14 protein-coding genes are annotated in these 21041 nt (G+C 65.4%); 11 read left to right on the top strand and 3 right to left on the bottom strand.

Annotated features, from left to right (window positions below; translation table 11 throughout):
- Positions 1–352: 352 nt before the first annotated feature.
- Together JQ572_RS24450 and JQ572_RS24445 are read right to left on the bottom strand one after the other, a co-directional pair.
- A complete protein-coding gene (locus tag JQ572_RS24450) occupies positions 353–778 on the bottom strand; it encodes a universal stress protein (protein WP_211385363.1) in 426 nt (141 codons plus the stop codon).
- A 151-nt stretch (positions 779–929) separates the two neighbouring features.
- Positions 930–1460, bottom strand: a complete 531-nt coding sequence (locus JQ572_RS24445; protein ID WP_211385362.1) for a SixA phosphatase family protein — start codon at positions 1458–1460, stop codon at positions 930–932.
- 150 nt (positions 1461–1610) lie between these two features.
- On the opposite strand from JQ572_RS24445, the gene JQ572_RS24440 reads away from it, so the two are divergent.
- From JQ572_RS24440 to JQ572_RS24400, 9 genes are all read left to right on the top strand, one after another.
- Positions 1611–3068 carry an NAD(P)/FAD-dependent oxidoreductase gene (locus JQ572_RS24440; RefSeq protein WP_211385361.1) on the top strand — a complete coding sequence of 486 codons (1458 nt, stop codon included), beginning with the start codon at positions 1611–1613 and terminating at the stop codon, positions 3066–3068.
- A gap of 86 nt (positions 3069–3154) precedes the next feature.
- Complete coding sequence (gene msrB, locus JQ572_RS24435; protein ID WP_211385360.1) at positions 3155–3667, top strand: peptide-methionine (R)-S-oxide reductase MsrB; 513 nt, start codon at positions 3155–3157, stop codon at positions 3665–3667.
- Between the two features lie 190 nt (positions 3668–3857).
- On the top strand, positions 3858–6110 hold the full coding sequence (locus JQ572_RS24430; protein WP_211385359.1) for a flagellar hook-basal body complex protein: 2253 nt from the start codon (positions 3858–3860) through the stop codon (positions 6108–6110).
- A 34-nt stretch (positions 6111–6144) separates the two neighbouring features.
- Positions 6145–8028 carry a flagellar hook-associated protein FlgK gene (flgK, locus tag JQ572_RS24425; RefSeq protein ID WP_211385358.1) on the top strand — a complete coding sequence of 628 codons (1884 nt, stop codon included), beginning with the start codon at positions 6145–6147 and terminating at the stop codon, positions 8026–8028.
- A gap of 21 nt (positions 8029–8049) precedes the next feature.
- Positions 8050–9933, top strand: a complete 1884-nt coding sequence (locus tag JQ572_RS24420) for a flagellar protein (RefSeq protein ID WP_211385357.1) — start codon at positions 8050–8052, stop codon at positions 9931–9933.
- A 71-nt stretch (positions 9934–10004) separates the two neighbouring features.
- Positions 10005–10787, top strand: coding sequence for a hypothetical protein (locus JQ572_RS24415; RefSeq protein ID WP_211385356.1), 783 nt, complete (start codon positions 10005–10007; stop codon positions 10785–10787).
- On the top strand, positions 10777–12426 hold the full coding sequence (locus JQ572_RS24410; protein ID WP_211385355.1) for a hypothetical protein: 1650 nt from the start codon (positions 10777–10779) through the stop codon (positions 12424–12426). The genes JQ572_RS24415 and JQ572_RS24410 overlap by 11 nt, the downstream gene beginning before the upstream one ends.
- Before the next feature lies 1 nt (position 12427).
- Positions 12428–13681 carry an ATP-grasp domain-containing protein gene (locus JQ572_RS24405; RefSeq protein ID WP_211385354.1) on the top strand — a complete coding sequence of 418 codons (1254 nt, stop codon included), beginning with the start codon at positions 12428–12430 and terminating at the stop codon, positions 13679–13681.
- Positions 13678–15177, top strand: coding sequence for a pyridoxal phosphate-dependent decarboxylase family protein (locus JQ572_RS24400; protein ID WP_211385353.1), 1500 nt, complete (start codon positions 13678–13680; stop codon positions 15175–15177). The genes JQ572_RS24405 and JQ572_RS24400 overlap by 4 nt, the downstream gene beginning before the upstream one ends.
- 138 nt (positions 15178–15315) lie before the next feature.
- On the opposite strand, the gene flbT is transcribed toward JQ572_RS24400, so the two are convergent.
- Positions 15316–15756, bottom strand: coding sequence for a flagellar biosynthesis repressor FlbT (flbT, locus tag JQ572_RS24395; protein ID WP_211385352.1), 441 nt, complete (start codon positions 15754–15756; stop codon positions 15316–15318).
- A gap of 320 nt (positions 15757–16076) precedes the next feature.
- Here flbT and JQ572_RS24390 point away from each other — a divergent pair, with 320 nt between their 5' ends.
- Both JQ572_RS24390 and JQ572_RS24385 read left to right on the top strand, forming a co-directional pair.
- Complete coding sequence (locus tag JQ572_RS24390; protein WP_211385351.1) at positions 16077–18356, top strand: DUF1522 domain-containing protein; 2280 nt, start codon at positions 16077–16079, stop codon at positions 18354–18356.
- 323 nt (positions 18357–18679) lie between these two features.
- Positions 18680–20959 (top strand): DUF1522 domain-containing protein, encoded by a 2280-nt coding sequence (locus tag JQ572_RS24385; RefSeq protein ID WP_211385350.1) that lies wholly within the window; start codon positions 18680–18682, stop codon positions 20957–20959.
- Positions 20960–21041 lie beyond the last annotated feature (82 nt).

Raw genomic sequence — 21041 nt, 5'->3', positions numbered from 1 at the left:
GGCGCACAGACCCCGGGCGCCAGGACCACACGATTTTGCCGTACGCGGATCACACCGGTCGTGTGCGCGAGGCCTTCGCTCACGGTTGCCCGCCCTGCGAAGCCGTTCGCGCCGGTGTGGCCCACGTCCACCGCCGTCCGGCCCGCGTTCGTGACGATCGCGATACGCCCCTCTTCCTTGGGCCGGAGTGAGACGACAGATACGCCGTTTCCGAATTTCGGTAAAGTGGAATATTTTTGTCGACGCGCGTTGACCTGCCGCTCGCGTGTGTTGCCTGACGGGCAACACGATATCTTGTAGGTCTGATTTCGCCTACGCTCGCACCGGGGCACGAGAGCGGAGTCGCTCCGAGTCAGTGCCTCACCACCAGCACCGAGCATTTCGCGTAGCGCACGACATGCCCGGCATTCGACCCGAGGAAATAGGTGCGCATCGCCGGCCGGTGCGAGGTCATCACGATCAAATCGGCCTTCATGTGCACCGCTTCCTCGAGGATCTCGTGGTAGATGCCGCCCTGGCGCACGACGCTGGAGATGCGAGAAGCCTCGATGCCGGATTCGCGCGCGACGATGGCAAGCGCTTCTTCCGAGGTCTGGCGCTGCTGTTCGTCGAAATCGGCCGGAACGTATTCGGCCAGCATGACCGGCGTCATCGGCAGCACGTTGAGCAGGCGGACGGAGCCGCTCCAGGTCTGCGACAGCGTTGCCGCGGTCGCAATCGCCGGCTTTGCCAGGTCCGTGTCGGCGAGGTCGATGGGCACGAGGATGGACTTGAACATCTGCGCCTCCAAATCTTCAGCAGCTCTTGATCGGGCTGGACCGACCGGTCGAGACGGCGCCCGCGCGTCTCAACCCGATCGAAGCAGCCTTCGACTATCGAAGCAGCCTTGGCCTATCGAAGCAACCTTGGACCATCGAAGCAGCTTTGAACTATCGAAGCAGCTTTGGGCTGACGAACTGCACCAGTTTGCCGCGGCGGTAGGCCACGTCACCCCAATCCTTGACGTCAAAGTCGAAGATCGCAAGCCCCGCCGTGGGCAGATTGTCGGCGAGCGCCTTGGCGCTGGCCGGATCGCCGCCGCCCGTCAGCATCAGCGCGGCCTCGTGCATGCCGGGATTGTGGGCAACCAGCAGCAATTGCTTCGGGTCGGCTGGAGCGGTTGCAGTGCGAATGGATTCCAGGATCTGCGCGGGATCGGCGCCGTAGAGTTCCGGCAGGACCTCGACCTGCGGCGCGGCGACGCGGTCTTTCATCGTCTCCCAGGCAATGTCCCAGGTCTGCCGGGCCCGGACGGCATGCGATACCAGCACGGCTTCGGGAAAGGGGGGATGGGCGGCAATCCAGTCGCCGATCTGCGCGGCATCCTTGTGGCCGCGTTCATCCAGGCGGCGGTCCTGGTCACGGCCGCTCGGCGCGTCCGTCTCGGTCTTGGCGTGACGCAGCAGCATCAAACGGCGCATGGCATTCTCGAATCGTTACACGTCCAGAATAAACTAGGGACGCGGGTTGCGGACAAGGTGACAAGCGCCCGATCGGTCCAATATTGTTTGAGCATCATCTATTTGGAAAACCGCTGCACATTTTTCCGGATCATGCTCTAAGAAAACGACATGAGCGAGACTTTCACAAGCGTGTCCCAGGAAGAAGCCGGCTTTCGCGACCGCGCGCGGCTGTCGTTCGATCTCGATGCCGACATCTGCGTGATCGGAGCAGGGCTTGCCGGGCTCTCCATCGCGCTGGAGGCGGCCCGGTCAGGGGCCAGCGTCGCGGTGCTCGAGGGCCGCCATGTGGGCTGGAACGCCTCCGGCAACCAGTTCGGCACCGTGATGCCGGGCTTCGCGCTGCCACTCACCGATCTGGTCGAGCGTATCGGCTTCGAGGACGCGCGCGAATTGTGGACGTTGTCGAAGGAGGGCGCCGAGTTCGTCCGGGCCAACGCCACGGAGGAGAACATGCCGGGAATCGGCCCGAGCAGCGGCGTGCTGGAGGTCTCCAACGTCGATGCCGGCGACCGGCTGATCAGCCGCTTGCAGATGTTGAACGAGGATTTCGACACCGAGGTCGAGGGCTGGCAGGTCGATCGCGTCCGCGCGGTGCTCAAGACCGATCATTACTTCCACGGCGTGCATTATCCCAAGGCGTTCCAGGTCGACGGCCGCAAATATGTACACGGCCTCGCGGCGCTGGCGCGGCGCGCAGGCGCCCGCATCTTCGAGGACACGCCGGTCGTCAGCATCGATCATTCCGGCATCCGCAAGCGCATCGTCACGCCCTCGGCGCGACTGCGCGCGACCCACATCGTGCTCGCCGGCAACATCCATCTCGGCGCGCCTTTGAGGCGCTTGTCGGAAACGCTGCTGCCGGTCTGGCGCTATGCCGGCATCACCGCGCCGCTCGGCCAGCGCGTGCACGAGATCATCGCCTTCAAGGGATCGGTGATGGATTCCGATGGCGTGGACCATTTCCGCGTCGTCGATGGCGACAGGCTGATGTGGGAGAGCCCCGAGACCACCTGGGCGGCCCGACCGCAACGCTTTGCGGGCGCGATCAGGCGACGGGTCCGGTCCATCTTCCCCGAGCTCGGCAATGTCGAGATCACCGAATCGTTCGGCGGCGTCACCGGCCAGACCGTGCACGGCATGCCGCAGATCGGCCAGTTGCGCAAAGGCCTGTGGGTCGCGAGCGGCTTCGGCCGCCAGGGCATGAACACCTCGGCCATGGCCGGGCAGATGATCGCGCGCAGCATCCTGTGGGGCGACGAGCGATGGCGGCTGTTCTCGCCGTTCGAGCTGGTCTGGGCAGGCGGCGCCACGGGACGTGTGGCGGGCCAATTGGTCGGGGTCTGGGGCAGGGCGAGTTCCGCCGCCGCAGGCTCGCTTGCCCGCTATCGTGAACGCGGGCGGGTCAAGGACAGGGAACGCGAGGCGCGGCTGGCCGAAGCCAACCGGGCCGCCGGGACCGGTCCGCGCCGTCCGCCGCCCGGGGTTCGGCCGCGGCTGGCCCAGCCGCCGAAACCTGCGGCCGAAGCCGTGGAACCCGTGTCCCAGGATGACGGCGTCTCGCGATAAGGTGAGAAAAACTCCGCCCGGAAGTGTAACGTCGGCCGTTAGAGCCCGTATCTCAGGGCGTGGACTCCTCGCACACGGAGAATGAGATGTTTGACCGCCGCATCCTGCTAACGACTGTCGCCGGCCTGTTCGGCCTTTCGGCCTTCCGCTGGCTGAGAGGGACGCCTGCCGAGGCTGGCGAGAAGGCCGCCCAGAAATTCGAGATCGAGAAGACCGACGCCGAGTGGCGTGCCCAGCTCACGCCGCAGCAATATGAAATCCTGCGCAAGGAAGGCACCGAGCGGCCGGGCTCCAGCCCGCTGCTCAAGGAACACCGCAAGGGCATCTTTGCCTGTGCCGGCTGCGACCTGCCGCTGTTTGCGTCCGATACCAAATTCGAGAGCGGCACCGGCTGGCCGAGCTTCTACCAGCCGATCGAGGGCAATGTCGGCAAGACCGAGGACCGCACCTTTGGCATGCTCCGCACCGAGGTGCATTGCCGGCGCTGCGGCGGCCATCTCGGCCACGTCTTCGACGACGGTCCGAAGCCGACCGGATTGCGCTACTGCATCGACGGTTTCGGGCTGGTCTTCCACCCGGCGGCGGCGTCGGCGACGTGAGGCCCGGCTGAGGTTTGATCCCGGCAATTGTTGCCGGCCCGGCAATTGTGCCCCGGTCATCGGACCGGGGCCTTCCTATTCAAGTCATTGATTTTCTGAGGATACCCGCATTGGCATAGCCCTTGCGACAGTCTCTCCCGACTGCGGCCATGGTCGACCGGCCGCCGAGATCGGATCTGGAGACAAAGTTATGGGTATCTTCGATGCAATGAACACCTCGGTGGGTGGCCTGCAGGCGCAGTCCTACGCGCTTCAGAACATTTCCGGCAACATCGCGAACTCGTCCACCACCGGTTACAAGGGCATCGGGACCAGCTTCGTCGATCTCATTCCCGACTCCTCTGTGCCGAGCAAGCAGGTCGCCGGCGGCGTGACCGCCAACGCGAAGGCCACCATCACCACGCAGGGCACGATCTCGGGCTCCACCGTCGCCACCAACATGGCGATCACCGGTGACGGCTTCTTCTCGATCCAGAAGGCGACCGGCATCGTGGACAACGTGCCGGTGTTCAGCGGCGTCACCTACTACACGCGGCGCGGCGACTTCCAGCTCAATGCCAACGGCAATCTGGTCAACGGCGCCGGCTACTATCTGATGGGCGTCACGGTCGACCCGAAGACCGGCAACCCGCAAGGTAACGTGGCGACGGTCCTGAAATTCCAGAATAACTTCATCCCGGCGCAGGCGACCACCTCGATCCAGTACGCGGCGAACCTGCCGACCCAGCCGAACACGGCGGCGAGCACGACCGCGTCGACCGGCACGCTGCTGGCAGAAGGCGGCCTCAATCCGTCCGACTTCTCGGCCAACCCGCTGCCGGTGGGCACACCGCCCGCGCCCTACACCAACGCGACGGTGTCCGGCGCAGCCGCCACCGGCAACATCCGCACGGCCTATTCGTCGACGACGGGGACGGGCACGGTTGCGCTTCAGAACAATTCGTCCGCGGTGGCTTCGACCACCACGTCCCTCGACAACACCGTAGGTACGCATCTCGCCTCCAGCATTCTCACCGCGCTGAGCGGCCAGACCCTGACGATCAACGGCAACACGGTCACGTTCGACAACAGCACCACCGTCACGACGGTTGGCAGCAACACCACGATCGGTCTCGGCGCGGGCACGACGGCCACGGTGGCCAGCATCCTGAATGCGATCCAGACCGCCGGCGGCGCCGGCGTCACGGCCTCGCTCTCCGCCAGCGGCAACATCCAGATCTCGACGGGTACCGGCGTCGATGTGGCGGTCAACAGCGGCACGGCAGCCACGGCCCTCGGCATCAGCAGCGTGACGCGCGGCGGCAACGTGCTGTCCTCGCCCGCGATCACCGGCTCTACGGTGCTGAGCGGCAGTGCAAGCGCCGGCGGCGCCGAGGTGCTTTCGTCGGGCTTTGCAGCCGGCGACACCATCACGGTCGACGGCCAGACGCTGACCTTCATGGCCTCGGGCGCCTCGGGCGCGAACCAGATCAACATCACCGACAACATCACGACCCTGCTCGGCAAGATCGACGCGCTCTCCGGCGCGTCGGGATCGTCGGTCAGCAGCGGCGGCGTGATCACGCTGAACACCGGCACCGTCTCCAACCTGTCGGTGTCCAGCTCCAACAGTGCGGCCTTCGCCGCGCTCGGCTTCACCTCCACCATCACCAAGAACCGCGACGGCGGCGGCACCGCCGGTACCGGCGGTGTGGTCGGCAACGACATCTCGACCTTCACCAAGGAATCGATCAGCGGAGGCGCGGTGACCGCCTACAATGCCGCCGGCACGCCGGTGAACCTGCAGCTGCGCTGGGCCAAGACCGACAGCGCGTCGCTGGGGGCGGGGCATTCCGATACCTGGAACCTGTTCTACCAGACCGACCCGAACGCGACCGGCACGACGGTCGGCTGGGTCAATACCGGCCAGGCCTTCACCTTTGCCGCCGATGGCTCGCTGACCTCGCCGAGCGGCTCGGGCATCACCATCAACAACGTCAGCGTCAGCGGCCAGTCGCTCGGCTCGGTCGCCTTCAACATCTCCTCGGGCGGGCTGACGCAATATGCCAGCACCAGCGGCGCGGTGACGATCAACACCATCACCCAGAACGGCTACGCCGCGGGCCAGCTCCGCTCGGTCGCAGTCAACAACAACGGCCTCGTGGTCGGCACCTTCTCCAACGGTCAGAACCTCGACCTCGCACAGGTCTCGTTGTCGCACTTCAACGGCACCAATTACCTCAAGGCGCTCGACGGCGGCGCCTATGCCGCGACCGAACAGTCTGGACCGGCGATCGACGGCGCTTCGGGCACCATCAGCGGCTCGTCGCTGGAAGGCTCGAACACCGACATCGCCGACGAATTCACCAAGCTGATCGTGACCCAGCAGGCCTATTCGGCCAACACCAAGGTGATCACGACCGCGAATTCGATGGTGCAGGACCTCCTGAACGTGTTGCGCTGATCGCGCGTGACGTAACCAAAGGCGGCATGTCAACATGGGTTTGAGTTCAGCCCTCGCCAGTGCGATGAGCGGTCTGCGTGCCAACCAGGCCGCGCTCTCGATCGTCTCCTCGAACGTCGCCAATTCGCAGACGCCGGGTTACGTCGTCCAGACGCCGAACCAGATCGAGGTCACCACCGGCGACTTCGGCTCGACGGCGATGACGACCGGCGTCAGCCGCGAGCTCGATACCTACGTGCTGAACCAGCTGCGTACCGAAACCGGGGGCAGCGGCTACGCCGACCAGATGGCCAACATCCTGAAGCAGCTTCAGAATGTCTACGGCACGCCCGGCAACAGCGGTACGCTCGAAACCGCGCTGAACAATTTCACCACGGCGTTGCAGGCGCTCTCGACCAGCGCGGGCTCGTCGTCGGCGCAAACGGTTGCCCTGGGCGCGGCGCAGACGCTGGCACAGCAGCTCAACCTCACCACCAAGGGCATCCAGTCGCTGCGCTCCAACGTCGAGCAGGATCTCGGCACCTCGGCACAGCAGGCAAACGCCGCGATGCAGCAGGTTGCCGACATCAACACCAGGCTCCAGGGCCTGTCGGCAAACGACCCCTCGGCCGCGACGCTGATGGACCAGCGCGACCAGGCCATCAACACGCTGTCGAAATATGTCGACGTTCGCGTCACCACCGACGGTTCGAACCAGGCCAACATCTACACCACCACCGGCATCCAGCTGGTCGGCGCCGGGCTCGCCTCGCAATTCACCTTTGCGTCCGCCGGTGCGCTGTCGGCAACCTCGCTCTACAACATCAATCCGGCCCAGTCCGGCGTCGGCGCGCTCAATATCAAGCTGCCGAACGGTTCGCAGCTCGACGTCGTCGCCAACAACGTGGTGTCTTCGGGCCAGATCGCGGCCGATCTCAAGCTGCGCGACCAGACGCTGGTGCAGGCGCAGAACCAGATCGACCAGCTCGCCGCGACGATGTCGAGCGCGCTGTCCGACAAGACCACGGCCGGCAGCACGGTCTCCGGTCCGCCGGCCGGGTTCGATCTCGACCTCGCCGGTGCGCAGCCGGGCAACAGCGTCAACATCACCTACACGGACACGACCACCAACACGCAGCGCCAGGTCACGCTGGTCAACGTGACCGATCCGGCGGCGCTGCCGCTTCAGAACGCGACCAACGCCAACCCGATGCAGATCGGGGTGAATTTCTCCGGCGGCATGGGCGCAATCGCCTCGGCGCTCAACACCGCGCTCTCCGGCTCGCATCTGTCGTTCGCTGCAGCTCCGTCGCCGGCGACGGCCACCACGCTGCGGGTGATCGACGACAACACCGGCCTTGCCAAGGTCAATTCGTCCTCGACCACCAAGACGATCACGTCGCTGACCTCGGGCAATCCGCAACTGCCGCTGTTCACCGACGGCGGACAGGCGCTCTACACCGGCGCGATCACGGCGTCGGGTTCGCAGATGACGGGCCTCGCCGGGCGCATCGCCGTGAACACGCAGCTCGTCACCGACCCGACCAGGCTGTCGGTCTACAGCACCTCGCCGGTGACGCCCGCAGGCGACACCACGCGCTCGGACTATCTCTATTCGCAGCTCACCTCGGCGGTGTTCTCCTATTCGCCGCAGAGCGGTCTCGGCTCGGCGAGCCAGCCCTTCACCGGCAGCGTTTCGAACTATCTGCAGCAGTTCCTGAGCATTCAGGGCAATGCCGCGACCCAGGCCACCCAGCTCCAGCAGGGCCAGAGCGTCGTGGTCTCGACGCTGCAGGCCAAGTTCAACTCGACCTCCAGCGTCAATCTGGACTCGGAGATGTCGAACCTGATCCAGCTCCAGAATGCCTATGCCGCCAACGCCCACGTCATGTCGGTGGTGCAGAGCATGATGAACACGTTGCTCCAGGCTCAAGTGTAACAAGTAACAGGGCTCTGAAACATGTCGATCAGCAGCATCAATTACTCCTCGTCGGTTCTCGGCTCGCAGATCCGCAACATCAACCAGCAGCTCACCGACCTTTCGACGCAGCTCTCGACCGGCAAGCTGTCGCAGAACTATTCCGGGATGGGCACCAACGAGGGCTTTGCGATCGCCGGACGCGCGCAGCTGTCCAACATCGCCGCCTATACCGACACGATGACCAACGTCAACGTCAGCATCAACCTCGCCAACACCGCGCTCCAGTCGCTGACCACGATCCGCAACACGGTGCAGACCGGCTCCGCCAACACCGCGCAGGATCTCAACGTCAACGGGCAGACCGTTGCGCAGAACACCGCCGCCGCCCAGTTCGGCTCGATGGTCGGCGTTCTCAACACGCAGTCGGGCAACCGCTATCTGTTTTCCGGAACGGCCTTCAACACGCAGTCGGTCGCGGATGCTGGCGACATCATCAACGGTACGACGACGCAGGCGGGCTTCAAGACCGTCATGGCGGAGCGCCAGGCCGCCGACCTCGGCGCGGGCGGCATGGGCCGACTGGTGCAGACGCAGCCGACGCCGAGCTCGGTGCAGGTGTCGGAGGACGCCGCCGGATCGCCGTTTGGGCTGAAGATCGCCGCGGTCTCCTCGACGCTGACGGGGGCGACGGTCACCGGCCCGAGCGGCTCGCCGGTGTCGTTCTCGGTCGATCTCAACGGTGTCAATCCGAACAACGGCGACAAGCTGAGCGTGCAGTTCACGCTGCCGGACGGGACGACCGAGCAGATCGACCTGACCGCGTCGACGGCGACACCGACGCCGCTCGGCAGTTTCGCCATCGATGCGAGCACCCCCGTCAACCCGACCAACACGGCGACGAACCTCAACACCGCGCTGAACACCGCGATCAAGAAGCTTGCCAACACCTCGCTCGTGGCGGCATCCGCGATCGTTGCCGGCGACAATTTCTTCAACACCGCAAGTTCCGCGATCGGCACGCCCGTCAACAATCAGGCGGCGACGGCGGCGCCCGTGACCGGCGCGACGACGCTGTCCGGCGCGAGCCCTTCGGACTCGATTTCACCGGGCTTCGTCGCCGGCGACACCATCACCGTCAACGGCACCACGCTCACCTTCGTCAACTCCGGCGCGACCGCCAACCAGCTCAACGTCGGCGACAGCATCCAGACCCTGCTCGGCAAGATCGACCAGATCACGGGGACTTCGAAGCCCTCGACGGTTCATGGCGGCGCGATCACGATCAACACCGACGACGCTGCGAGCCTGAACATCACGAGCTCGAATACGGGAGCGCTGGGCTCGCTCGGTTTCGCCTCGACGCCCGTGACCGCCACGCAACCGCCGCTGCGCGTCGGCACCTCGCCCGCGAGCTCGGCGACAACGCTGGTCAACGGCTCGGCCACGACCGTGAAATGGTACCAGGGCAATGACGGGCCCGGCTCGCCGCGCTCCACCGCCGTGGCGCGCGTCGACGATTCCGTCACGGTGCAATATGGCGCGCAGGCCGACGAGGACGCGATCCGCCAGCAGTTGCAGGCGATCGCGGTGTTCGGGACGTTCTCGACCTCGCCGACCGGGCAGTATTCAGGCGGGCAGGTCGCCGCGCTGAGCCTGCGGGTGACGCAGGCCCTGACGAAGCAGCCCGGCCAGCAGCGCATCGAGGACATCCAGACCGACCTTGCGATGGCCCAGAACACGATGAAGGACGCCGGCACGCGCCAGACCCAGGCCAAGGCGCAGCTCCAGACCATCATCGACCAGGCGGAATCGGCCTCGCCGGATCAGGTCGCGAGCGAGATTCTGGCGCTCCAGAACGCGCTCCAGGCGTCCTACCAGGTGACCTCGAACCTGTCGCAGCTCTCGCTCGTCAAGTTCCTGTAAGGATGCGTTAAGGCGCCGTTAACCATGCCTCTTTACCTCTTGGTGAGGATTGGAGCGGGGCGGAGCGGGCGATGTCGGACAAGATGCAACTAGTGGTGGCGACGCCATGCTTCGGTGGGCAGGTGTCGAGCATCTATGCAAGCTCGATCTTCGCGCTCCAGCGCGCCGTGCACGGCATGGCCAATCTCGAGCTCAAGGTGCTCCTGCGCGACGGCGATGCCCTGATCACGCGCGCGCGGGCCAACCTGGCCGCGATGTTCCTGGACGATCCGAAGGCGACGCATTTCCTGTTCATCGATGCCGACATCGGCTTCACGCCGGAGCAGGTGTTCCGGCTGATCGAGTGCGGCGCGGATGTCGTTGCCGGCTGCTATCCGATCAAGCGGGTCAACTGGGACAAGGCGAAGCGGGCGATCGAAGCCGGCCGCCCCGACGTTCCGGCGGCCTCGCTGGACTACGTGCTCGAGATCGAGGACCCCGACCGCATCGTGGTGGTCAACGGCTTCACCCGCGTGCGCTACGCCGGCACCGGCTTCCTGATGATCCGCCGCCACGTGCTGGAGGCGATGTGTCGGCATCCGGACTACGCGGCGCTGCAATTCTTCCGCGAGCATTCGCACGATACGTTGGCGGCGAGCCAGAACCGGTTTGCATTGTTCGAATGCATGATCGATCCTGCGACCGGCACCTATCTCTCCGAGGACTTCGCCTTCTGCAAGCGCTGGACCGACATCGGCGGCGAGATCTGGGCCGACATCCAGAGCTCGCTCGATCACGTCGGGCCATCGGTGTTCCACGGCGACATCACTTCGCAATTCACAGCGGCGCCCGCGGCGGCGGCCGATGCGGCGTGAGCCTTTCGGGATGAGCGCCGGCGCATCCCGTCTGTCGGCCACCGAGCACGCGTCCGACGGCGGCTCGCGCTACCGCCTGCGGGATCTCTTCACGCCGCTGGACACGCTGCTCGCCTCCGGCGGAGATCCGCGACTGGCGCTCGATCCGAAGGAGCGTGTCAACGCCTATGGCTGCGCGCCGTCGCCGGAGCCGGAGCTCTGGAATTTCGCCTCCTCGACAGCATCGACGATCTCGCAGTTGGCCTACGATCGCGCCGCGCTGGCGCGCGAAGAGCTGATGCACAAATGCCTGTTCGACGAGGTCGAGGTCGCCTTCGACGCGCGCTGCGAGGACATGCGCGACGAGCTGCGCGGCCACCTTCAGCTTTCGCCGCGCATCGATGTCGTGTTCTCGCCGTCCGGCACGGATTCGCAGCTTCACGCCCTGTGCGTGGCGCGCGCGGTGCTCGGCGCACCGCCGGTGACGATCGTGGTCGGCGCCGACCAGACCGGAAGCGGAACCACCCATACCGCACGCGGCCACCATTTCAGCACGATGACGGCAAGCGGCATCGCCGTGCGCAAGGACGGCGCGGTGACGGGGCTCGCCGGCGATAGCATCGCGGTGCCGCTGATCGACATGGCGGCCGGCGTCGCGATGCGCCAGGATGCCGATGACGCAGTGCTGCGCGCGATCGAGACCAGCCTCGCGCAAGGTCGAGGCGTTTTGTTGCAGATCATGGATTGCTCAAAACTGGGCTGGCGCGCGCCGACCACAGCCTGCCTCGACGAGATCGCGCGACGCTGGCCCGGCAAGGTTCAGGTCGTCGTCGATGCCTGCCAGGCGCGGCTCGGCCGCCGGCGGCTGCGCTCCTATCTCGACCGCGGCTACATGGTGCTGATCACCGGCTCGAAATTCTTCGGCGGGCCCGCCTTCAGCGGCGCGCTGCTGGTGCCGAAAGGCCGCTCGCGCTCGCTCGACCGGATGGGTGCGATCGCGCCGGGCTTGTTCGACTATGCCGGCCGCAGCGACTGGCCGACGGCCTGGACGGCGCTGCGCTCGCGCTTCGAGCGCCGGCCGAATTTCGGCCAATGGCTGCGCTGGGAGGCGGCGCTGGCCGAGATCGGCAGCTACTACGCCGTGCCCGAAGCCTTCCGCGCCAAGGCACTGTTCGAAATTGCCGCCGGCGTCGACAGCATGATCGCGCTGTCGCCGTCGCTTCGCCCCGTGCCGGTTGCGGTCGAGAACACCGGCGCGGACGACGAGGAATTCGCGCAGGCCACGATCTTTCCGTTCACGCTGCTGCGCGGCGGCAAACCGGTCTCGATCGCCGAGACCGGTGCCGTCCATCGGGCGCTGGCGCGCGGCATGAACGAGGAGATTGGCGGCAGCGCTTCAGACCGGCAGGTTGCCGCGCAGCGCTGTCTGATCGGCCAGCCGGTCCGGCTGGAGCGGCAGGACGACGCGCCGCAGGCCATGTTGCGCCTCTGCGTCGGCGCACGGCTCGTGACCGAGGCATGGTCGTCGGACCCGGCGCAGGCGCAACGCAATGTGCAGCACGTTCTCGATCGCATCGCCCACGTCCTGGTGAAGATCGAGCTGCTGCTTGACCGCGGCATGGCCGCAACCGCGCTGGACAAGCCCGCGTTCGAGGTGTGAGATGCAACATCCGGTTTCCGCGCCGATCGGCATGACCGTGCCGAACCATGCCGACCGCATCGGCTTTGCGCAGCTGACGCGCCGCGCCTTCGAGGGCGGCGATCTGCATCCGTTGCGCGAACAGCTCCTGGCGCGGATCGCGGAAGGGACGGCAGAGGCGGGCGAAGGCCTGGACCTGTCGTTGATTGCCCAGCTTCTCGGCGAGAAGGAGGCCGGGCTCGTGATCCAGACCGAAGTGCTCTCCTTCCACCAATTGTTTCGCACGCCCTGTGCGGTTTCGAAACCCCGTCTGCGCGTGCTCGCGCTCGCGGCCGATATCGACATGGGCGGCAACACGCCGATCGACTTCCTGCTGGAAGACTCCGACATCGAGCTGTTGACGCTCTACGTGGTCAAGGGCGTCGGTCTGCCGGAGAATCTGCCCGAGCACGACGTCGCGATCGTGATCGCATCCGATTCCGAGGAATGCCGGGATGCGCTCGCGTTGATCGAAAAGGCCGCGCCACGCTGGCCGCGGCCGCTGCTCAATCGTCCCGATCTCATCGGCAATCTCGATCGCGACAAGCTCTATCGATTGCTGGCCGGTGTCCCGGGTCTCGACATTCCCGCGACCATCCACGCGACGCGCGCGCAATTGTCGGATCTTTCGCAGGGACGAAAGGCCTGCAAGGACATCGCGGACGAACTGCACTTCCCGATGATCGCGCGGCCGCGCGGCTCGCATGCCGGCGTCGGCCTAGCGAAGCTCGACAATGCGCCGGCGCTCGCGGCCTATCTTGCCGAGCGGCAAGAGCAGGACTTCTTCGTCGCGCGTTTCGTCGACTATGTGAGTCCCGATGGGCTCTACCGCAAATATCGTCTCGCCATGGTCGACGGCAAGCCCTATGCCTGCCACATGGCGATCGCCGACCGCTGGGACATCTGGTATCTCAACGCCTACATGGCGTTCAGCGAGGAGAAGCGGGCGGAGGAGGCCGTCTTCATGCTCGACTTCGATCATGCTTTCGCTGCGCGCCACAAGGTCGCGCTCGACGAAATGAGCAGGCGCGTCGGCCTCGACTATTTCATCGTCGATTGCGCCGAGAACCAGAACCGCGAACTCCTTGTCTTCGAGGCCGACAACACCGCCGTCGTGCACAACATGGATCCGCCGATCGTGTTTCCGTACAAGCCGCCGCAAATGCGCAAGATATTCGCGGCATTCACGGCGATGCTGTCGCGGCATGCAACAGCGGGCGAGGGGAGTGCAGCATGAACGAGATCGTCCGCAAGACCTATAGCTCGGTCACGCACAGCTCGCTCGATCCTCAGGACTGGAGTGAATTTCGCGCGCTCGCCCATCGCATGCTGGACGAAACTATCGACGGTATTGCCAACATTCGTGCGCGCCCGGTGTGGCAGCCGATCCCCGACGGCGCCCGCGCGGCATTCAAGGCCGACGTGCCGCGCGAGGCAAACGATCTCGCCGAGGTCTATCGCGAATTCGCCGAGCATGTCGCGCCGTATGCGACAGGTAACGTCCATCCGGGTTTCATGGGCTGGGTGCATGGTGGCGGCACCGCGGTCGGCATGCTCGCGGAAATGCTCGCGGCGGGCCTCAACGCAAATCTCGGCGGCCGCGACCACATGCCGATCGAGGTCGAGCGCCAGATCGTCGGCTGGATGCGGCAATTGTTCGCGTTTCCCGACGGCGCGAGCGGCATCTTCGTCACGGGCACGTCGATGGCCAATCTGATGGCCGTGCTGGTGGCGCGTGCCAGCGCGCTCGGCACGCTGGCGCGGCAGCACGGCATCGGCAATGACGGTGCGCTGCTCACCGCCTATACGTCGCAGGCCGCGCATGGCTGCGTCTCGCGGGCGATGGACATTGCCGGGCTCGGCACCGATGCGCTGCGCAAGATCGGCGTCGATGCCGACCATCGCATCGACGTTGCCGCGTTGCGCGCCCAGATCGCTGTCGATCGCGAGGTCGGTTTCAAGCCGTTCCTCGTCGTCGCGTCCGCCGGCACGGTCGACATCGGTGCGGTCGACGATCTCAAGGCGATCGCGGAGCTGTGCCGCGAAGAGGGAATCTGGTTTCACGTCGACGGCGCGTTCGGCGCGCTTGCGATCCTGTCGCCCGAGCTCGCGCCGCTGCTCGGCGGCATCGAGCTCGCGGATTCCATCGCGCTCGACTTCCACAAATGGGGGCAGGTGCCTTACGATGCGGGCTTCCTGCTGGTGCGCGACGGAGAGCAGCATCGGCATGCCTTTGCGCAGCCGGCGGCCTATCTGCGCCGCGAGGCGAGGGGGCTCGCCGCGGGCGCGGTCTGGCCCTGCGATCTTGGGCCCGATCTGTCACGCGGCTTCCGTGCGCTGAAGACCTGGTTCACGCTGAAGACGTTCGGCACCGACTGGCTGGGTGCGGTGATCGCGCGTAGCTGTGCGCTGGCGAAATATCTGGAGACGCGCGTTCTCGCCGAGCCGCGGCTGGAGTTGCTGGCACCGGTCAATCTCAACATCGTCTGTTTTCGTTACCGCGCCGCCGACGAGGTCAATCGCGAGATCGTTGCAGACATCCAGGAATCCGGCGTCGCGGCGCCGTCGAGCACGACGCTGAACGGCGAGTTCGCGATCCGGGCCGCGATCGTCAATCATCGCACCGAGGAGTCGGACATCGACGCGCTGGTCGCGGCCGTGCTGGAGTTCGGCGCACGACGGAGCGGCGACGCAGTGGTCGAGGTCGAGGCACCACCGCTCGCAGAGCATTAGCAACTATGCATGCCTGAAACGACAACGGCCCCGGAGGCGATCCGGGGCCGCTATCTTTCGAAAGGCTGGTCTTTCGAAAGAGCTGGTCGTTCGTGGGGCCTGCTCGTTCGCGCGGCGTGGCCGCGCGAGAGCGCGGGATCAGGCGGCGGTGCTGACGTCGTCCTTGACCGCTTCCGTCTTGGGATGCGTGGCCTCGAACTGGCCGCGCAGCTTCTCTTCATAGGCGATCAGCTTGCGGGCGTCCTTCAGCGCCCGGTAGAGGTCGCCGTTCAGGATGTTGTTGTTGATGCCTTCGATGATCGGCCAGGAGCTCGGCACGGCGGTGACGATGTCGCGCACCAGGTTGAAATAGGTGCCGTGCTGGGTCTGCGGATCCGGCGAGATGTACATGAGCTGCACCGCCAGATAGACGAGCTTGGCCGGCGTGTCGGCGGTCTCGGGCGTGAGGATGTCACGCTCGCGCAGGATCGGCACGTTGTCGCCGTCGATCAGAAGGCGGGCGCGCTGGTCGGTGTTGGTTATCACGCAGTTGCCAACGATGATGCGTTCGTGCGGTCTGAGCTCGACCTTGAGGGCCATGCCTGTTCTCCATCAACGCTTTCGTAACCGAGCGTGTGTTGCGGCGGATCAGGGCGCAATACTCCATCAAGATTAGTTAACGACTTGTGAATCCTCGCCACGAGCGCGGAAAAGATCAATCATATCAACGTCGAAATTGCCCGGCGGAGCAGCGTCGCGGATCTTTGGATCGGCCGAATCACGCGCCGACTCGGCAAAACTGCCGGTTTCATTTCATGCTTCGTTAGATTCTCGGAGCCACGGTCCGCCGGTCGCTGGGTCAATCTCGATCCAAGCAGACGCGTAACAGTAGCGTCGTTTACCAGAAAGGTAACAGAGTCATGTCCGGTATCGTTCTCTCGTCCTCGGTTCGTCAGAACCTGCTTTCCCTCCAGTCCACCGCTGATCTGCTCGCCACGACCCAGAGCCGTCTGTCGACCGGCAAGAGCGTCAACTCCGCCCTGGACAATCCCACCAACTTCTTCACCGCCCAGTCGCTCGACAACCGCGCCAGCGACATCAACAACCTGCTCGACGGCATCGCCAACGGCGTGCAGGTGCTGCAGGCCGCCAACACCGGCATCACCTCGCTGCAGAAGCTGATCGACAGCGCGAAGTCGATCGCCAACCAGGCGCTGCAGACCACGGTCGGCTATTCCACCAAGTCGAACGTCTCCGCCACGATCTCGGGTGCGACGGCGGCCGACCTGCGCGGCACGACCTCGTTCGCCAGCGCGACCGCGAGCAGCAACGTTGTGTATAACGGCACGGCCGGCGGCACCACGGCGGCGAGCAGCACCACGACGCTCGGCGCCACCATCGGCACGTTCACGGGCACCGCGGGAACGGCCGGCGACGGCACCACCGCTCTGGGCGGCACCATCACCCTGATCGCCACCAACGGCACGACTGCGACCGGCCTGCTCGGCAACGCCCAGCCTGCCGACGGCGACACGCTGACCGTGAACGGCAAGACCATCACGTTCCGCAGCGGTTCTGCTCCGGCGTCGACCGCGGTTGCGTCCGGTTCGGGCGTCAGCGGCAACCTCGTTACCGATGGCAGCGGAAACACCACCGTGTATCTCGGTACCGCGGGCACTCCGGCTGCGACCGTCAACGATCTGTTGACCGCGGTCGATCTCGCCAGCGGCGTGAAGACGGCGTCCATCAGTGCGGGCGCTGCGACGCTCGCCACGAGCGTTGGCCAGACCGCTTCGAGCGTTGGTGCGGGTGCCGTCACGCTGAAGAGCTCGACGGGTGCGGATCTGAGCGTCACCGGCAAGGCCGACCTGCTCAAGGCTCTCGGTCTGAGCTCGGCAGTGGGCGGCGGCAATGCCACCGTGAGCGTCAACCGGACCACGAGCGCTGCCTCGCTGGGTGCGACGATTGCTGACGGTTCGACGTTGAACGTCGACGGTCACGTCATCACCTTCAAGAACGCGCCGATCCCGGGCTCGACCGGTGCTCCGAGCGTTCCGAGCGGCTATGGCGCGAGCGGCAACGTTCTCACCGACGGCAACGGCAACTCGACCGTTTATCTGCAGGCCGGCACGGTTGCCGACGTGCTGAAGGCGATCGACCTTGCCACCGGCGTGCAGACCGCGACGGTCAACGCCAACGGCACCGCGACGCTTGCGACCGCAACCGGCCAGACCAACTCGTCGATCAACGCCTCCGGTCAGCTCAAGATCTCGACCGGCGTCAATGCCGACCTGTCGATCACCGGCACCGGCAATGCGCTGAACGCGCTCGGCTTCGCCGGCAACACCGGGACCTCGACCGCATTCACCGCGGCGCGTACCTCGGGCGTTGGCGGCCTTACCGGCAAGACCTTGACCTTCTCTGCCTTCAACGGCGGCACGGCGGTCAACGTCACCTTCGGCGACGGCACCAACGGCACGGTCAAGACGCTCGATCAGCTCAACTCGGCGCTTCAGGCCAACAACCTGACTGCCACGATCGACGCCAACGGCTTGCTGACGGTTTCGACCACCAACGACTACGCGTCCTCGACGATCGGTTCGAGCGCCGCGGGTGGTGCGATCGGCGGTACGCTGACCACGGCACTGACGTTCTCGACGGCTTCCAGCCCCGTCCAGGACACGGTTGCCCAGACCTCGCGTGCGAACCTGGTCAACCAGTACAACAACATCCTGAACCAGATCGACTCGACCTCGCAGGACTCCTCGTTCAACGGCGTCAACCTGCTGAACGGCGACCAGCTCAAGCTGGTGTTCGACGAGACCGGCAAGTCGAACCTCAGCATCACCGGCGTGACCTACAACTCCAAGGGTCTCGGCCTCGCCTCGCTGACCAGCGGTGTCGACTTCATCGACAACGCCGCCACCAACAAGGTGCTGACCAACTTGAACACCGCGTCGAGCACGCTGCGTTCGGAAGCCTCGAGCCTCGGTTCGAACCTGACGATCGTGCAGGTTCGTCAGGACTTCAACAAGAACCTGATCAACGTGCTGCAGACCGGTTCGTCCAACCTGACCCTGGCCGACACCAACGTCGAGGCGGCCAACAGCCAGGCGCTGTCGACCCGTCAGTCGATCGCGGTCTCCGCGCTGTCGCTGGCCAACCAGTCGCAGCAGAGCGTGCTCCAGCTGCTCCGCTAACAAGCGGCGCACATCGCTAGCAGGATAGGGCGGCGGGGCTTCGGCCCCGCCGCTTTTTTTGTCCGCCTGCAGGTATTCGGGGAGCGGAGGCGGATCGAAAAAGTAACCAGCGGTTATGGTTAATGGGGAGTAAGCGGAAAAAATCGCGAGTGATTTCAGGCTGATTGCGGCGCCAATCGACGCGTCCGACCGGCTTATGGTGAACCGGCGTTTATGCGAACCAGAGCCGTTTCACCCTTTGTTAGCCATGTCGCGGCACGCTGGCCCCGTCACTCGATCCGAAGCGATCGAACGAAGACGCGTAAGCCAGAAGGGTAAAAGTCATGTCCGGTATTGTTCTCTCTGCGTCGGTTCGCCAGAACCTGCTCTCGCTCCAGTCCACCGCCGACCTCCTCGCCACGACCCAGAACCGTCTGTCGACCGGCAAGAGCGTCAACTCGGCCCTGGACAATCCCACCAACTTCTTCACCGCACAGTCGCTCGACAACCGCGCCAGCGACATCAACAATCTGCTCGACGGTATCGCCAACGGCGTGCAGGTGCTGCAGGCTGCCAACACCGGCCTGACCTCGCTGCAGAAGCTGATCGACAGCGCCAAGTCGATCGCCAACCAGGCGCTGCAGACCACCGTCGGCTATTCCACCAAGTCCAACGTCTCCACCACCATCGCGGGTGCGACGGCGGCCGACCTGCGCGGGACGACCTCCTTTGCCAGCGCGACCGCGAGCAGCAACGTGCTGTATAACGGCACGGCCGGCGGCACGACGGCGGCGACCGGCACCACGACGCTCGGCGCCACCATCGGCTCTTTTGCAAGCACCGGCGCAACGGCCGGTGACGGCACCACCGCCCTGGCCGGCACCATCACCCTGATCGCCACCAACGGCACGACCGCGACCGGCCTGCTCGGCAACGCCCAGCCTGCCGACGGCGACACGCTGACCGTCAACGGCAAGACCATCACCTTCCGTACGGGCTCTGCTCCGGCGTCGACCGCAGTTGCGTCCGGCTCGGGCGTCAGCGGCAACCTCGTCACCGACGGCAACGGCAACACCACCGTGTATCTCGGCACCGCGGGCACCCCGGCTGCGAACGTCAACGATCTCTTGACCGCAATCGATCTTGCCAGCGGCGTCAAGACGGTGTCCATCAGTGCGGGCGCTGCGACGATCGCCACGAGCGTCGGCCAGACCGCCTCGACCGCTGCTGGTGGCGCCGTCACGCTGAAGAGCTCGACGGGTGCGGATCTGAGCGTCACCGGCAAGGCCGACCTGCTCAAGGCTCTCGCCCTGACGACGTCCACGGGGGCAGGCAATGCCACCGTCAACGTCGAACGGACCACGAGCGCGGCCTCGCTGGGTGCGACGATCGCCGACGGCTCGACGCTGAACGTCGACGGTCACGTCATAACCTTCAAGAACGCGCCGATCCCGGGATCGACCGGTGCTCCGAGCGTTCCGAGCGGTTACGGTGCAAGCGGTAACGTCCTCACCGACGGCAACGGCAACTCGACCGTCTATCTGCAGGCCGGCACGGTTGCCGACGTGCTGAAGGCGATCGACCTTGCCACCGGCGTGCAGACCGCGACGATCAACGCCAACGGCACTGCGACGCTTGCGACCGCCACCGGTCAGTCGAACTCGACAATCAACACGTCCGGCCAGCTCAAACTTTCGACCGGCATCAACGCCGATCTGTCGATCACGGGCACCGGCAATGCGCTGAATGTATTCGGCCTCGCGGGCAATACCGGCAACGCGACCGCGTTCACCGCGGCCCGCACTTCGGGCATCGGCGGCATTGCCGGCAAGACCTTGACCTTCTCCTCCTTCAATGGCGGCACGGCCGTCAACGTCACCTTTGGCGACGGCACCAACGGGACGATCAAGACGCTCGATCAGCTCAACACCAAGCTTCAGGCCAACAACCTGGCTGCAACGATCGACGCCAATGGCCTGCTGACCATCACCGCGTCCAACGACTACGCGTCTTCGACGCTCGGCTCGACGACCGCCGGCGGTGCGATCGGCGGTACGCTGACCACGGCACTGACGTTCTCGACGGCTTCCAACCCCGTCCAGGATGGCGTTGCGCAGACGGCCCGCGCGAACCTGGTGTCCCAGTACAACAACATCCTGAACCAGATCGACACGACCTCGCAGGACTCCTCGTTCAACGGCGTCAACCTCTTGAACGGCGACCAGCTCAAGCTGGTGTTCGACGAGACCGGCAAGTCGAGCCTGAACATCACCGGCGTCACCTACAACTCCAAGGGTCTCGGCCTCGCCTCGCTGACTGTCGGCGTCGACTTCATCGACAACGCTGCCGCCAACAGGGTGCTGACCAACCTGAACGCCGCCTCGAGCACGCTGCGCTCGGAGGCCTCGAGCCTCGGCTCGAACCTCTCGGTGGTGCAGATCCGTCAGGACTTCAACAAGAACCTGATCAACGTGCTGCAGACCGGTTCGTCCAACCTGACCCTGGCCGACACCAACGTCGAGGCGGCGAACAGCCAGGCACTGTCGACCCGGCAGTCGATCGCGGTCTCCGCGCTGTCGCTGGCCAACCAGTCGCAGCAGAGCGTGCTTCAGCTGCTCCGCTAATAAGAAGCTGAAACTACTGAATAAATCCGAGCGGCGGGGCCATTTGCCCCGCCGCTCTTTTTGTGTCCGGAGGCGGGCAGGG

The sequence above is a fragment of the Bradyrhizobium sp. SZCCT0153 genome (assembly GCF_018129995.1).
In the GTDB taxonomy this organism is placed as follows: Bacteria; Pseudomonadota; Alphaproteobacteria; order Rhizobiales; family Xanthobacteraceae; genus Bradyrhizobium; species Bradyrhizobium japonicum_G.
This window is presented reverse-complemented; position numbering and strand designations above follow the sequence as displayed.